General features: G+C 67.5%; 16 protein-coding genes and 1 tRNA gene. 8 read left to right on the top strand and 9 right to left on the bottom strand.

Going from position 1 to position 14,540, the window contains the following annotated elements; translation table 11 throughout:
- Window positions 1-172 precede the first annotated feature (172 nt).
- The 4 genes from AC6CHY_RS18640 to AC6CHY_RS18625 all read left to right on the top strand — a co-directional run bounded on the left by AC6CHY_RS18640 (window position 173) and on the right by AC6CHY_RS18625 (window position 4,813).
- On the top strand, window positions 173-1,510 hold the full coding sequence (locus AC6CHY_RS18640; protein WP_498227775.1) for an ABC transporter substrate-binding protein: 1,338 nt from the start codon (window positions 173-175) through the stop codon (window positions 1,508-1,510).
- A 153-nt stretch (window positions 1,511-1,663) separates the two neighbouring features.
- The gene (locus AC6CHY_RS18635; protein ID WP_217390841.1) at window positions 1,664-2,797 is read left to right on the top strand and encodes a carbohydrate ABC transporter permease; all 1,134 of its coding nucleotides are present in this window, start codon (window positions 1,664-1,666) and stop codon (window positions 2,795-2,797) included.
- Window positions 2,797-3,750, top strand: coding sequence for a carbohydrate ABC transporter permease (locus AC6CHY_RS18630; protein WP_217390842.1), 954 nt, complete (start codon window positions 2,797-2,799; stop codon window positions 3,748-3,750). Before AC6CHY_RS18635 ends, AC6CHY_RS18630 begins: the two co-directional genes overlap by 1 nt.
- 70 nt (window positions 3,751-3,820) lie before the next feature.
- Complete coding sequence (locus AC6CHY_RS18625) at window positions 3,821-4,813, top strand: hypothetical protein (protein WP_217390843.1); 993 nt, start codon at window positions 3,821-3,823, stop codon at window positions 4,811-4,813.
- A 23-nt stretch (window positions 4,814-4,836) separates the two neighbouring features.
- Here AC6CHY_RS18625 and AC6CHY_RS18620 read toward each other — a convergent pair whose 3' ends face one another.
- From AC6CHY_RS18620 to AC6CHY_RS18595, 6 genes are all read right to left on the bottom strand, one after another.
- Window positions 4,837-5,673 carry a glycerophosphodiester phosphodiesterase family protein gene (locus AC6CHY_RS18620; RefSeq protein WP_498227773.1) on the bottom strand — a complete coding sequence of 279 codons (837 nt, stop codon included), beginning with the start codon at window positions 5,671-5,673 and terminating at the stop codon, window positions 4,837-4,839.
- Between the two features lie 76 nt (window positions 5,674-5,749).
- Complete coding sequence (locus AC6CHY_RS18615; RefSeq protein ID WP_217390845.1) at window positions 5,750-6,580, bottom strand: HAD family hydrolase; 831 nt, start codon at window positions 6,578-6,580, stop codon at window positions 5,750-5,752.
- Window positions 6,581-6,595: 15 nt separating this feature from the next.
- A complete protein-coding gene (locus AC6CHY_RS18610) occupies window positions 6,596-7,507 on the bottom strand; it encodes a carbohydrate kinase family protein (protein ID WP_217390846.1) in 912 nt (303 codons plus the stop codon).
- Window positions 7,508-7,517: 10 nt separating this feature from the next.
- On the bottom strand, window positions 7,518-8,390 hold the full coding sequence (locus AC6CHY_RS18605) for an alpha/beta hydrolase family protein (RefSeq protein WP_217390847.1): 873 nt from the start codon (window positions 8,388-8,390) through the stop codon (window positions 7,518-7,520).
- Window positions 8,390-9,199 (bottom strand): enoyl-CoA hydratase/isomerase family protein, encoded by an 810-nt coding sequence (locus tag AC6CHY_RS18600; RefSeq protein WP_217390848.1) that lies wholly within the window; start codon window positions 9,197-9,199, stop codon window positions 8,390-8,392. Before AC6CHY_RS18600 ends, AC6CHY_RS18605 begins: the two co-directional genes overlap by 1 nt.
- 127 nt (window positions 9,200-9,326) lie before the next feature.
- Entirely contained in the window at window positions 9,327-10,079 is a 753-nt protein-coding gene (locus AC6CHY_RS18595) for a substrate-binding domain-containing protein (protein WP_217390849.1), read from the bottom strand.
- 29 nt (window positions 10,080-10,108) lie between these two features.
- Between AC6CHY_RS18595 and AC6CHY_RS18590 the strand changes: the two genes are divergently transcribed.
- Window positions 10,109-10,495, top strand: coding sequence for a DUF5997 family protein (locus AC6CHY_RS18590; RefSeq protein WP_254456401.1), 387 nt, complete (start codon window positions 10,109-10,111; stop codon window positions 10,493-10,495).
- 27 nt (window positions 10,496-10,522) lie between these two features.
- Here the strand turns inward: AC6CHY_RS18590 and AC6CHY_RS18585 are convergent, their stop codons facing one another.
- Window positions 10,523-10,954, bottom strand: a complete 432-nt coding sequence (locus AC6CHY_RS18585) for a universal stress protein (RefSeq protein WP_217390850.1) — start codon at window positions 10,952-10,954, stop codon at window positions 10,523-10,525.
- A 60-nt stretch (window positions 10,955-11,014) separates the two neighbouring features.
- Window positions 11,015-11,713: a dienelactone hydrolase family protein gene (locus AC6CHY_RS18580; protein ID WP_217390851.1), complete on the bottom strand. Its 699-nt coding sequence runs from the start codon at window positions 11,711-11,713 to the stop codon at window positions 11,015-11,017.
- 265 nt (window positions 11,714-11,978) lie between these two features.
- On the opposite strand from AC6CHY_RS18580, the gene aqpZ reads away from it, so the two are divergent.
- Window positions 11,979-12,797 (top strand): aquaporin Z, encoded by an 819-nt coding sequence (aqpZ, locus tag AC6CHY_RS18575; protein ID WP_217390852.1) that lies wholly within the window; start codon window positions 11,979-11,981, stop codon window positions 12,795-12,797.
- A gap of 147 nt (window positions 12,798-12,944) precedes the next feature.
- Here aqpZ and AC6CHY_RS18570 read toward each other — a convergent pair.
- Window positions 12,945-13,028 (bottom strand) — tRNA-Leu (locus AC6CHY_RS18570).
- Between the two features lie 284 nt (window positions 13,029-13,312).
- Between AC6CHY_RS18570 and AC6CHY_RS18565 the strand changes: the two genes are divergently transcribed.
- Both AC6CHY_RS18565 and AC6CHY_RS18560 read left to right on the top strand, forming a co-directional pair.
- Window positions 13,313-14,059: an FHA domain-containing protein gene (locus tag AC6CHY_RS18565; RefSeq protein WP_217390853.1), complete on the top strand. Its 747-nt coding sequence runs from the start codon at window positions 13,313-13,315 to the stop codon at window positions 14,057-14,059.
- The gene (locus AC6CHY_RS18560; RefSeq protein ID WP_217390854.1) at window positions 14,056-14,538 is read left to right on the top strand and encodes an FHA domain-containing protein FhaB/FipA; all 483 of its coding nucleotides are present in this window, start codon (window positions 14,056-14,058) and stop codon (window positions 14,536-14,538) included. Before AC6CHY_RS18565 ends, AC6CHY_RS18560 begins: the two co-directional genes overlap by 4 nt.
- Window positions 14,539-14,540 lie beyond the last annotated feature (2 nt).

Genomic DNA, 14,540 nt, shown 5'->3' with positions numbered 1-14,540 from the left:
TGACTGCGGGGCGCTTCACCTTCACGGGGGACTTCACGGTGTTCCTGCCGGGTCGGGACTTGCGTCCCCACCGGGCAGGGTCCGCCGCGGAGCTCACGGCCGGTGGAACATGCCCTTCCCCCGTCCCATACGTAGCGGGAGGCGACTGCCACCCGACCGAGCAGGAGGAATGATGAAAACATCACGACGGGGAAAGGCGTACGCCTCTCTCGCATCCGTGGGCGTCGCGGCCCTGGTTCTCACCGGCTGCGGCGGGGGCCCGGGCGCACCGGAAACCAGCCCGGCAGCCACGGGGGGAGCCACGGCGACCGGCAAGTCGGAGGTGACCTTGTACGGCACCATCGCCGACGCCGAGGCCAAGTTGCTGGAGAAGTCCTGGGCCGACTGGTCCAAGGAAAACAACATCAAGATCAAGTACGAATCCTCGAAGGAATTCGAGACCCAGATCGCCGTGCGCGCCCAGGGCGGCAACGCCCCGGACCTGGCAATCTTCCCGCAGCCGGGCCTGCTGGGCGACCTGGCCACCCGCGGCTTCCTCAAGCCGGCGCCCGAGGGCGTCAAGGCGAACGTGGCCTCCGGCTGGTCCGAGGACTGGGCCAAGTACGGAACCGTCGACGGGACCCTCTACGGGGCGCCGATGATGGCCAGCGTCAAGGGCTGGGTCTGGTATTCCCCGGCCGAGTTCAAGGAGAAGGGCTACGCGGTCCCCACTACCTGGCAGGAACTGCTTGACCTGACCGCGCAGATTGAAAAGGACAAGGGCGAGCCGCCCTGGTGCGCCGGCTTCGGCTCGGGCGATGCCACCGGCTGGCCCGGCACCGACTGGGTCGAGGACCTGGTGCTGCGGCAGTCCGGCAAGGACGTCTACGACCAGTGGGTTGCCAACGAGGTGAAATTCACCGATCCGCAGATCAAGTCCGCACTCGATGAGGTCGGAAAGATCCTGAAGAACCCGAAGTACGTCAACGCCGGCTACGGCGACATCTCCTCGATCAACGCCACCGCCTTCGGAGACGTGGCGGACGTGATGGTCAGCGGCGACTGCTCGCTGACCCACCAGGCCTCGTTCTTCAGCGGATTCATCACCGACGCCGGCGGCGAGGTTGGCCCGGATGCCGATGTCTGGGGATTCCTCACCCCGTCCATCGACGGGTCGGGCAACGCCGTCACGGGCGGCGGCGAGATCATCGGCGCGTTCAGCGACGACCCGTCGGTGGTGAAGGTGCAGGAATACCTTTCCAGCCCCGAGTGGGCCAACTCCCGGGTGAAGCTCGGCGGCGTGCTTTCGGCCAACAAGGGACTGGACCCGGCAAACGCCGCGGACCCGCTGCTTGAGGAAGCGGTGAAGATCCTGCAGGATCCGGCGACGACGTTCCGCTTTGACGCCTCCGACCTGATGCCCGGTTCCGTGGGCACCGGCACCTTCTTCAAGGGCATGGTCGACTGGATCAACGGCTCGGATTCCGAGACGGTGCTCGAGCAGGTCGAGAACGGCTGGCCCTCGAGCTAGTCCGCACGCGGCCCGGTCCAGGCGGGTTAGTTCCGCCCGGACCGGGCACCGCCGCCACAAGCGTTTCCCGCCCCGCCTCCCGTGCCGGGCCCGCCGCCCGCTGCGGCAGCGGACCGGCACGGGGGACTTTCCGAAAGGTCGGCACCCGGCATCATGACAATGTTCCTGCTATGGCTCAGCACCCTGCCCACGCTGGCGCAGATCCCCATCGTCATCGGGGTGTTCCTGGCCGTGGTGGCGCTGCTGCTCTTCCTCATCGAGCTGGCGCCGCGACGCGGCCGCAAGTACACCATCATTCGGGCGGCGGCCTGCGTCGTGTTCCCGCTGGCGATGGTGGCGATCCTGGATTCCTACACCTGGGCTATCATCGCGGCAGGCTTCCTGGGCCTGTTGCTGTTCTGGTTCGATCTTCGCTCGCGGCACGGGACCGGCTACGTTTTCGCCCTCTTCGGCTTCCTCTCCCCCGCGTTGATCCTGCTGGCGGCCGGGCTGGTCATCCCGACCATCCAGACCACCATCGCCTCGTTCATGAATTCCCGCGGCACCGAATTCGTGGGCCTGGAGAACTTCGCATGGATCTTCACCCAGCCCTCGGGCGTGCGCACGGTGCTGAACACCGTGATGTGGGTGCTGATTGCCCCGGCGGTTTCCACCATCGCAGGACTGGCCTATGCGGTATTCATCGACAAGTCCCGCGGGGAGAAGTTCTTCAAGGTCCTGGTGTTCATGCCGATGGCGATCTCGTTCGTCGGTGCCTCGATCATCTGGCGCTTTATCTACACGGACCGCCCCGCCAACGCCGAACAGATCGGCCTGCTGAACCAGTTGATTGTCTGGGCAGGAGGGGAACCGATCCGGTTCCTGCAGAACGAGCCGTTGAACACCGTGGCACTGATCGTCGTGCTGATCTGGGTGCAGACCGGCTTCGCGATGGTGCTCCTCTCCGCTGCGATCAAGGCGGTGCCGATCGAGCAGCTGGAGGCCGCCGAGCTGGACGGGGCCAGCGCGTGGCAGCGCTTCGCGAACGTCACGCTGCCGGGCATCCGCTCCACGCTGGTGGTCGTGCTGACCACCATCTCGATCGCCTCGTTGAAGGTCTTCGACATCGTGCGCACCATGACCGCAGGTGCCAACGACACCTCGGTGATCGCCAACGAGATGTACACCCAGTTCCGCAACTTCGAGGCCGGGCGCTCCGCGGCGTTCGCCGTCATCCTCTTCGTGATGGTGATGCCCATCGTCATCTACAACGCCCGGCAGATCAAGATGCAAAGGGAGCTGCGCTGATGTCCACGCTTTCCAAGGCCACGCCCCTGGCCCTCGACCCGGCCAACGGGTCCCCCCGCCGGCGCAAGACCGCCTCGCTGGCCAAGACCCGGCTGACCAACCGCTGGGCCACCCTCGCGGCGCTGGTCATTGCCGCGCTGTGGACCATCCCGACCATCGGCTTGCTGGTCTCCTCCTTCCGGCCGGCGCAACTGGTGCGCACCACGGGCTGGTGGACGATCTTTGAAAACCGGGGGTTCACCACCCAGAACTACACCGACGTCCTGCAGGCCGGCAACTCGCAGCTGACAATGGCCGGGTCGTTCCTCAACTCGATCGCGATCACCCTGCCGGCCACGGTGATTCCGCTGGTGCTCGCCACCCTTGCCGCCTACGCGTTCGCCTGGATGCGCTTTCCCGGCAAGGACCTGATCTTCGTCCTGGTCTTTGCCCTGCAGATCGTGCCCATCCAGATGGCGCTGGTGCCGCTGCTGCGGCTCTTCGCCGCCGGTGAGCTCTTCGGTTTTCCCGTCATCGGGGCATTCGGCCAGGCCGGCTACGCGCAGGTCTGGATCGCGCACACCATCTTCGCCCTGCCGCTGGCAATCTTCCTGCTGCACAACTTCATCGCCGAGATCCCCAACGAGATCATCGAGGCGGCCCGGGTGGACGGTGCCAGCCACGGGCAGATCTTCTTCCGCATCGTGCTGCCGTTGACCGCCCCGGCCATCGCCGCGTTCTCCATCTTCCAGTTCCTCTGGGTCTGGAACGACCTGCTGGTCGCGTTGATCTTCGCCGACGGCCCGGTCGCCCCGATCACCAAGCTGCTGGCGGAGATCACCGGCACCCGCGGGCAGGATTGGCACCTGCTCACCGCCGGGGCCTTCCTGGCGATCATCGTCCCGCTGGCGGTCTTCTTCGCCCTGCAGCGCTACTTCGTCCGCGGGCTCCTGGCCGGTTCCGCCAAGGGCTAGGGGCGCCCGCAGCGGCCCCGGAAGCGGTCCTCACAGGAAAGCCGACGATTCACTGGCTAGGATGGATGACGTGGCTCAGTGGATAAATACTTGGATTGACGACGGCTGGCGGGCCGAGGTGCTCGCCTGGGTGGACATGGCCTGCGAGGCATATTCCCTCAAGCGCATAGGTGCACTTCAGGACGCATCTTCGTCGATCCGGGCAAAGCACCTGCGCGTTCCCACCGACGCCGGGACGCTCTTCTTCAAGGCAGTGGCCCCCGGGCAGTACTTCGAGCCGCCGTTGACGGCCGCCGCGGCCACCCTGGTCCCGGACCGGCTGGTCATGCCCCTGGCGATCGACCCGGAACGCGGCTGGATGCTCTCCCCCGACTACGGCGCCACGCTCGACGAGCTGGCCACCACCCCCGAACTGTGGGCCCGGGCGCTCGGCGCCCTCGGTGCGCTGCAGCGCGAGGTGGTCGACTCCGAGGAGGCCCTCTTCGACGCCGGGCTGCAGATCCTGGATCCGGCATGGATCCCCGAGGAGTTCAACAACGCGCTCACGCTGCATGCCTCGCTGCCCGCCGAGCACCCGCTGGGCATTCCGGCACGCGACGCCGACCACGCCTTCGCCGCCTACAAGGACATCGAGGAGGCCTGCGCGGCGCTGATCGCCGGTCCCGTTCCGCTGAGCCTGGAGCACGGCTCCTTCGACCGCCGCAGGATGTTCGCACCCACCGACGGGCACACCCCACCGCGGATCCTGAACCTGGGCGACGCGCACTGGGCGCACCCCTTTGCCTCGCTGGCCCGTGCCATCGAGCGCATGCGGATCGATTTCCGCGCCCCGGCCGACGATCCGAGGATCATGGCCGCGATCGGCGCATACCTTTCCGCGTGGGACGACTACGGGTCCCCCGACGAACTCTACGAGCTGGTGGCCCCGGCCCTGCGGATCTCCCCGCTGCACACCCACGAGACCTGGCTGCAGTTGCTGGCCGATGCCGACGAACCGGCGCTGCGGCGCTGGGCCCCGAAGGTGCTCGAGCCGCTGGCGTCCCTGGCCACGGCCACCGCCTGAGCCCCGCCGCAGGCAGGCGGCGTTCAGCCGTCCCGTCGGTTTTGCGGCCAGATGCCGTACCGCCCCATGACGCGGGCCAGGACGTCGGCGCGGTCGCTCATGATCCCGTCGACGCCCATCTCCAGCAGCCGGAGCATGGCCGGCTCATCGTTGACGACCCACACGTGGACCTGCAGCCCCGCGGCGTGGGCATTGTCGATGAATTTTTGCGTCACCACGCGGATTGGCCCGCGCCTTTCGGGGACCTGCAGGACATCGACCGCCCGGAACGCGGAACGCGGCAGCGGGGCAAGGTTGCCCAGCAGCACCGCCGCGGCCACCCCCGGCACCCCGGGGCTGGCAGCCAGCCGCGGACCCCGGTGCCCGCTGCCGGCCAGCAGGCGCTGGACCGTGCGCCGACGCCGTCCGCCGAAGGAGGCCACCAGCACCCGCTCGTGCGCGCCGCGGCGCACAATGGCCTTGGCCAACAACGCGGCCGAGCCGGCATCCTTCACGTCGACGTTGAAGTGCGCCCGCGGAAACGCCAGGAGCAGTTCGTCAAAGGTGGGTATGGGCTCGCCCTTGACCCGCAGCGCGGAGAGTTCGGCGGCGGTGCAGTCGGCGATCCTGCGCCGGTCCCCGGCAAGCCGGGACAGGTCCTCGTCGTGGAACACCACCAGCACCCCGTCCTTCGTGGCGCGGACGTCGGTCTCCAGGTAGGCGAAGCCCAGCTCGTGTGCGGCGGCGAAGGCCTTCAGGGTGTTCTCCGCGCCATCGGGCGCGAACCCGCGGTGGGCGAAGGCCAGCGGGGATCCGGCCAGCGCGGAGCCCGCGGTGTTGAGCAGGTAGGGTGCGGTGCCCACGCGTGCGGTGTCCATCATGTCCTGTTCCTCGAAGGTGGATCGCCGTGTCCGTGCCCGGTCCCGGGGGGGCGGGCACGTTCCCCCGGAGCGGCTGCTAGCGCTCCCCGGGCAGCTGCCCGTTGGCGGCGAGGATGTCTTCCAGGATGCAGGCAACCCCGTCGTCCTCCACCCCCGGCGCCCGGTGGGCGGCGGCGTCCAGCGCCGAGCGGTGCCCGGAAGCCATCGCGTAGCCGTGCCCGGCCCAGGCCAGCATCTGCAGGTCGTTGGGCATGTCCCCGAATGCCACAACCTCTCCCGGGTCGATCCCCAGGTTCGCGGCATAGGCGGCAAGGGCCACCGACTTGTTGACCGCCACGTGGGCCATTTCCAGCAGCGAGACGTCGAACGCGGAGTGGGTCACCGACACCAGGTGCCCCAGGTCCTCGGCGACCGCCGCCATGAAGTCGTCGGAGTTCCGGGTGCGGGACTTGGCCAGGAACTTCACCACCCCCTCCGCGCGCAGTTCCGCCGAGCGCAGGTCAAGGGTGCTGACGGTGTCCAGCCTGGCGCTTTCTGCGCTGTCGGCAAAGCCGGGTTCCAGGTGCAGGCCGCGGGTGGTTTCCGCGGCGAACGTCGCGCCGGGTTCGGCCTGCAGGATGATCCGCTTCGCCTCGATGAGCAGCTCCGGCTCGATGGTTTCGGCGCTCAGGAGCCGCTCGGTCTCCAGGTCGTAGAGCACCGCCCCGTTGGAGCAGATCACGGCGCCCAGGTGGCCAAACGCCTCGCGGATCGGTTCGAGCCAGCGCACCGGCCGCCCGGTGACGAACACGATGTGCATCCCGGCCTCGCGGGCGTGCCTGAATGCCTCGATGGTGCGCGGGGAGATCGTTCCGTCCGCGCGAATAATGGTTCCGTCCAGGTCGCTGGCGACCAACCGCACTTCCATGTCCGATTCGCCTTGCTAGGAAATTTCGTTCCGGGTCGGCGGGTTGGCGCCGGGCCGCGAGACGGTGATGGCTGCGGCGCGCGCCGCGTAGTCAAGGATCTCGGTGAGCGTGCCGGTGTCCAGCTTGTGCAGGGCCTCGCGCCGCGCGCTGCCCAGCAGCCCGCGGACCTCGAGGGCGGAAATCATCGCCGAGATGAACGAGTCGCCGGCGCCCACGGTGTCGGCAACGTCGACCACCGGGGCCGCGACGCGTGCGGTTCCCGCCTTCACCAGCCCCCAGGGGCCGCCGGAGCCGTAGGTTGCGATGACCAGCGCCGGACCCAGGGCCAGCCAGGCGGCGGCGGTGTCCTCGACGCTGCGGTGCGGGTAGAGCCATTCGAGGTCCGAGTCCGAGGCCCGCACCACGTCGGCCAGCGCGACGAAGCGTTCGACGTCGGCGACGGCCCGGGCGTGGTCGGTGACCAGCGAGGGCCGGATGTTGGGGTCGTAGGAGATCGTCGCGTGCGGGCGGGCGGCCTCGACGAGGCGCAGCACCTTTTCCGCGCCCGGTTCCACCAGCGTTGCAAGCGAGCCGGTGTGCACCAGTTGGGCGTCTGCCAGCGCCGGGGTGTCGGCCGGCAGGTCCGGCAGGTCCCAGTGCACGTCGAAGGTGTAGCTGGCGGCGCCAACGGGGTCGAGGATGCCCCGGGCCGTGGAGGTCGGGTGGCCATCGGGGCCGGCAATGTGCCGCACGTTGTTCGAGTCCAGCGCGTGCTGGATCTTCATGCCGAATTCGTCGTGCCCCCAGCGTCCAATGAAGGTCACCGGGTGCCCCAGCTTGGCCAGGCCCACCGCGACGTTCAGCGGGCTGCCGCCGACGAAGGAACGTGGCGCGCTGATCCCGCCGGACAGCACATCGACCAGGGCCTCGCCTATGACCGTCAGCACATCGGGCTCCTCATCGTTTTTCAGGGGGTGACGACTTCAATATACCGGTCGGTAGCCGGTCGGCCGGCAGCGTGTGGAGATGCCCGCCCCGCGCGGCTCCGCCGCCAAGTTCCAACAGGGCCGCCACGGTGGCCTCCCAGGCCGGGTCCCCCGGGGTGATCAGCCCGTAGTGGTCCCCGTCGAATTCCCGGTAGTCGACGTGCGACCCGGCTTCCAGCGCCCGGGCGGCGAAGGATCGGGCGAGGTCAACCGGCACATCGGCGTCCGCGCGCCCGTGCAGCATCACCAGCGGGGCCTCGGGCAGGGGCCGGGCCGCGGGATCGGCGATGCGCCACGCCCCGGGGCCGGATTCCGGCGAGCAACCCATGAGCTCGCCCGCCGCGTCGCCGCTCAGGCCCAGTTCGTGGGCCAGGTGGAGGTCAAGCACGCCGGCCTGCGAAACGACCCCGTCCAGGGCCCTGCCGCCTTCGGGCAGCGCGCCGGGCGCCCCGGCGGGCAGCCGGGAGCGGCCCGCCGCCCAGAGCGCCAGGTGGCCGCCGGCCGAATGCCCGATCCCGATGCGCGGGCCGTCGTGCAGCCCGGACCCGGACAGTGCCGCATCCAAGGCGTCGATTCCCGCCGCGACGTCGAGGAAAGTCCCGGGGTAGCCGCCGTCGCCCCCCGCGGTGCGCCGGTATTCCAGATTCCACGCCACGATGCCGCGGGCCGCCAGATCGGCCGCCAACGGGCGGCCCAGTTCCGCGCCATAGGACTGCCGCCAGAAACCGCCGTGCACGATGACGGCGACCACCTCGTGCAACCGGGTGCCGGGCACCCATAATTCGGCGTACTGGCTTGGGTGTTCCCCGTAGTCGAACCTGACGGGGCCTGCTGCGTCCGCCACTAGCGGCCCGGGAACTCCGGGGACGCCTTGGCCACGAAGGCCGCGCGTCCCACGACCGAGTCCTCGGTCTCGAAGGCCCTGACGAAGGAGCGGGCCTCGGCCTCGAGTCCGTCAACCACGTTCAGCCCGGCGATCTCGTTGAGGGCGTTCTTCACGTTTGCCACCGCGGTCGGGGCCTTGGTCGCGATTTCCGCGATGGTTTCCTCGGCGGCAGCAAGCAGCGCCGCATTGTCGTCGAGCACCCGGTTGACCAGGCCGATGCGCAGCGCCTCGGCGGCCTTGATGCGCCGGCCCGTGTAGATCAGCTCGCGGGCCATGCCGATGCCCACGCGCTGCTGCAGCCGCACGGATCCGCCGAAGCCCGGCACCAGCCCGAGGTTGACCTCCGGCTGGCCGAAGCTCGCGTTCGCCGAGGCGTAGAGGAAGTCGCAGGCCATGGCCAGCTCGCAGCCCCCGCCCAGGGCGAAGCCGTTGACGGCAGCGATCACGGGAACCGGCAGCGCCTCCAGGCGCAGCGTGACCTCATGCATGCGCCGCCCGTAGGCCAGCGCGGCCTCCGGGTCCATGGAGTTCATCTCCACGATGTTGGCACCGGCCACGAAGGACTTGTCCCCGGCGCCGGTGACGATGATGCCGCGCACGGGCCACCGGGCATCGGTCCCGATGCCCGCCAGCACCCCGGTGAGGGCGTGGAGATCCTCGACCACGGCCGCTGCCAACGCGTTCATCGACGCCGGCTGGTTGATGGTCACGAGCAGCGCGTCCTGGCGCTGCTCGACGAGCAATGTCTCGTAGGTCCCGAAATCCATGTGCACTCCCTTGTGATTGGCCATTTGAGACCAGCGTCTCATGTTTGCGAAGCACCACCGAGTTGGCGCGCTCAGGTGAAACGGGGCCGGACCGGCAGGGAGGCCGGGCGCGCAGCCGGGAGCCGGGTTAGCGCTTGCGCCCCCGGGAGGCCGGCTTGGTCCCGCGCTTGGCGCCGGGACGGCCCGAGCGGGCGGACTTCTTCTTGGCTTCCTTGGCGTTCTTGGCCGCGGCGGTGTCGGCGATCTGGCGCTTCTTGCGCGCTTCGACGGCCTGCTCCTGCTGCTTCTGCGCCACCGATGCCTGCCGGGAGGAGTTCTCCCCGCGGCCGCGGACCACGCCGATGAATTCCTCGATCAACGGGTCCGTGGGGTCGTCGCCCTCCGGGGCCAGCCAGGCGATGCCGATGGCGGTTTCCGGGACCCCGGACAGTTCCCGGTGCACGACGTCCTTGCGGCCGTGCAGTCGCGCCACGCCCAGCGGGAGCACCAGCAGGCCGGCCCCGGAGGAGCACACCTCCATGGCCATTGCGGTGCCGCCGACGGATTCGGGGTAGTCGGCAAGGTCCAGGAAGTTTTCGTCCTTGAGCTCGGCCAGCGGCACCGCCCCGTCGTGGAGCTCGATGTCGTGGTCCTTGGGCGCACAGACGACCTGTTGCTCCTCATAGAGCGGAATCACGTGGATCGCGGGGGTCTTGGGCGAGGTTCCTGCGGCAAAGCGGACGAAGACGATGTCCGATTCGCCGCTCAGCAGGCGCGCCAGGATCTCCCCGCCGTCGTAGCGCAGGGCCAGCAAGGGGTTTTGTGGATAGCGTTCGTTCCACCGGCTCAGCCATTTGCCGGGCGTGACACCCGGTACATAGGCGATTTTTAGTCCTGTCACCACCCCAGCGTACCGGTACGCTTGTTCACATGAGCGAGAAAACCCCACAGAACATGAAGCCGGCGACTGCCGCAAAGAAATTGGGCATCTACCTGCCCGCAGCTCCGGCCGAGTTCCAGGAGGGTCCGGTGTCCCGGGCCGAGCTCGACGAAATGCTGGCGAACCCGCCCGCGTGGCTTGAGGAATTGCGGGCCAACGGCCCGCATCCGCGCCCGGTCGTGGCGCACAAATTGAACGTGTCGATTTCCGGCCTGGCCCGGGCGGAAATCACCGAGGCGCTGACCACCGCGGAAATCGAGGCCTTGCTGGCCGATCGCCCGCAGTGGCTGCAGGATGAGCGCGCCTCGCTCGCCGCGGTGCGCGCCGAGGAAAAGCGTGTCCGTGATGCTGCGGCCGCCGAAGGCGACCGCAGCTAATCAGAAACGAATCAGGGCCGTGGGGTCTTACTTCACGGTCTTGACGATGTAGACATCGCACGGGGCTGCGTGTGCCACGGAGGTGGCCACGGAGCCAAGCACGCGGCCCAGGCCCTTCATGCCGACGTTGCCAACCACGATCAGGGTGGCGTTCAGGCGCTCGGCCTCGGCGACGAGCACTTCCTGCGGCTTGCCGTGCGCGGCGCTTGCGGTGATCTTGGCGCTCGGCTCGGTGATGCGCAGCCCGGCCGCGCACTGCTCGGCGACCTTTCCTGCCTGCTCCGCGTCGTCAAGGATCCAGGTGTCGGTGCCGATCTTCACGACCTCGGTGTTGTCCGAGGTGTGGGCGGTCACGACAACCAGTTCCGCATCCATGCTGGTGGCGATGCGTGCCGCGCGTTCGGCGGCCCGCTGTGCGGTTTCGCTGCCGTCAACACCGACGATGATGGTTTCTGCCATGTTCTGACGCTCCTTTTGGTGTGGCCACCTGCGGCGGCCGGGGTTGGGTGGGAAAACTGTCTAGGAAATATTCTGCCGGAGGAAGTCAACTGCCCGATCCCACGCCAGGCGCGCGGCCTCGGGCCGGTAGTTGCCCGACGGGTTCTCGTCGTTGTGGAAGGCGTGCGGGGCGTCGTAATAGTGGAACACGACCTCGGACCCGGATTCGGCGCGGATCTGCGCCTCCTGGGCATGCGCCTTCGCCACGGGGTAGGAAGAGTCGTCGTTGGCGTAGTGTCCCTGGATCTTGGCCCGTACCCCCGCATAGCTTCGCGGTACGCCCTGGCCGACCCCGTAGAAGGGAACGGCTGCGGAGATCTTCTCCCCCTGCTGCGCGGCAAGCGCCAGCACAAATCCGCCGCCCATGCAGAACCCGATCGTTCCGAGGGCGGAGCCGGTGACGGCCTCGAGGTCCAGCAGGTAGTCGACGGCACCTGCAAGCAGCCTCGCCCCGAGCTCCTCGGGCAGCTTCGCCATCATTTCCGCGGCCTCCGCGCCGCCGTGGGCGACCGAGCCACCGTAGAGGTCGGGTGCCAGGGCAACAAAGCCCTCCGCCGCCAGACGGTCGGCCACGTCGCGGATGTGGTCGGTCAATCCCCACCATTCCTGGATGACGATGATGCCCGGGCCCCTGCCGCCCTCGGGCAAGGCGAGGTATCCGTGAGCGGTCTGCCCCTCGGAGGGAAACGAAACGTTCTGGCGCGCTGTCTGGGAAGGCATGGGACCGGCTGCTCCTGCTCTGCATGTCTTGGTGGCGATGAAAAAGCTTGAACGTCTCCCAGTCTATGCACCGGTATCGGGCGCCTCGCCGTGAATCGCCGGTAGTTTCCTCACATCGGTGCCTCCCCGCCGGAACCGGAACCGTGTATTGGCGATGAATTTCCCCTTTCAAATGATGAATTTTCGCCGGGGGTAGTGACCTCGGGGCCCTGGGCGGCATACGGTGGGGTGACAAAACCGTGCACTTTCAAGTTTGGAGCAAACGATGTCCCATCCCATGTCATCGCGTTTGGCAGCCGAGTTTCTCGGTACCGGCGTACTTGTTTTTGGAGGGTGTGGCGCCGCCATATTCTCGGCCAAGGTTGTCGCATCCAACACCATTAACATGGGGATCGGATTCCTCGGAGTGGCCCTCGCCTTCGGCCTGACGGTTCTGGTCATGGTCTATGCGGTCGGCCACATCTCCGGCGGGCATTTCAACCCGGCGGTGACCCTGGGCGCCGCATTGGCCGGTCGGGTTGAGTGGAAGGCCGTGCCCGCGTACATGGCCACGCAGATCGTTGGAGCCTCGGTCGCAGGTTTGGCACTCTTTGCCATCGCCACCGGGAAACACGGCTTTGATCCGGTCGCCTCCGGCTTCGCCACCAACGGATATGCGGACCGCTCCCCCGACGGCTACAGCATGCTTGCCGCCCTGCTCGTGGAAATCATCCTGACTGCGGTGTTCCTCTATGTCATTCTCGGCTCCACCGATGAGCGGGCACCCAAGGGATTTGCCGGAATATCCATCGGCCTCACACTAACCCTGATCCACCTGGTGTCCATCCCGATCACCAACACCTCCGTCAACCCGGCCCGCTCGCTGGGTGTGGCCTGGTTTGCCGGACCGGACGCACTCGGCCAGGTCTGGCTGTTCATCGTCGCCCCGCTGATTGGCGCGGCCATTGCGGGACTTACCTATCCCTTGCTGTTCGCCTCGCCGCTGATTGAATCCGCATTGAAGTCCTCGACCGATGATCCGGATCCCACTCTTTCGGAGGACGCCACCGCGGCCGAGGCCAATGCGGACAGCGACGCCAGATAGATTCCTGGCATTCACCGTCCACTGACGCCGCGCAACGGGTACCGGCCGGGCGCGCACGCCGGCCGGCGCCCGGAACCGGGGCCGTCAACCACTGGCCGCAGCAAACAAAACACCCCCGGTCCAAGGACCGGGGGTGTTTCCCATATGTGCGCGAAGGGGGACTTGAACCCCCACGCCCTTGCGAGCACTGGCACCTGAAGCCAGCGCGTCTACCAATTCCGCCATTCGCGCATATTCACTGCTGTTTTCGTCGATGACTTCAACAGCGAGATCAATCATATACACAGGTTGCCCGGATCCACTAATCCACGGCATCTTTGTGATCAGGGCCACGTTGGGGCAACCATTGGCACCGTCCATTCGTTGGGGAACTGAGGGCCGCTTTCACCACATTTCGACCCACATGATTTTCAAGCCAAGTAGTATCGAACAAGGCGCAAGGCATCAACGCTCTGCGACGCAATGCCAATAACCGTGCAACCACACGCGTTAGAACCAGTGAAGGGAGCGAAGCGATGGGCCTCATCGACAATGTTGAGCGCGGACTTGAAAAGCTTGTCACCAGCGTCTTCCGCGGCTCCGGCAGTTCCGAGGTCAAGCCCGTGGAGATCGCTTCACGCCTGCGCAACCAGATGGATGCGAAGTCGCTGACCATTTCCCAGGCCCGAACCCTGGCGCCGAACCTCTTCACGATCCGCCTGGCGGACGCCGATTTCGCCAGGGCCCGGGAATGGGGCGCCCCGCTCGCCAGGGAACTCTGCACGACCGCCCTGGACCACGCCAAGAGCCAGGGCTACACCCTGCAGGGCTCCGTCGAGGTGAATTTTCGCAAGGACAGTGAGCTCCGGCCGGGTGGCTTTGAGATCGATGCCACCTTCTCGGAGGCCTCGGCCACCGAGGTGCGCAATTCCCCCGCCGCACCGCCGGCGCCGCCCACCCCTCCGCGCGGGGCATCCAAGATGCGGCCAGTGCTCGACATCGCCGGCCAGCGCTACGCCTTGAACCATCCCAACATTGTCTTGGGACGTTCGGCGGAAACCGACATTCCCATTGAGGATCCCGGCGTTTCACGCCGGCACCTGAAGATCGAGCAGCGTGGCACGACGACGTGGGCAGTTGACATGGGCTCCACCAACGGGAGTTTCGTCAATGGCCAGAAAATCGTCGGCGAAACGGAGCTGCACGACGGCTCCAACATCGCCATGGGGCAAACGCGCATCATCTTCAGACTCCTCCCCCAATCGCAAGGAGACCGTGCGTGAACGACCTAGTGTTCACCGTGCTGCGGCTCGGATTTCTCATTTTGCTCTGGCTGCTCGTCTTGAGCATCGTGGGCGCGCTTCGGCGCGATCTTGCCATCGGCAGCAGGGCACGTGTCGGCGGCCCGTCCGCCCGGGAAATCCGCAAGGACCCCTCGCTGGCCTCGCCGCCCGAGGCCCCCGCCAAGCAGCAGGCCAAGACGCTGGCAATCCTGGAGGGACCGCTGACCGGCCTCGAACACCAGCTCACGGCCAGCCCGGTCCTGTTGGGCCGCGCCCAGGAGGCGTCGATCGTGCTCGAGGACGACTACGCCTCCGGCCGCCATGCACGCCTGTTCCCCCAGGGAACCCGTTGGTTCATCGAGGATCTGGGGTCGACCAACGGCACGTTCCTGGGTGAAGCCCAGCTCACCCGCGCCCAGCCGGTTGAACTCGGCCAGAAGATCCGGATCGGCAAGACGGTCATGGAGTTGAGGCCCTAGAC

The organism is Paeniglutamicibacter sp. GQ140 (assembly GCF_059759235.1).
Note: the sequence above shows the minus strand (reverse complement) of the source record. Positions and strands in the feature narration are given on the sequence as shown.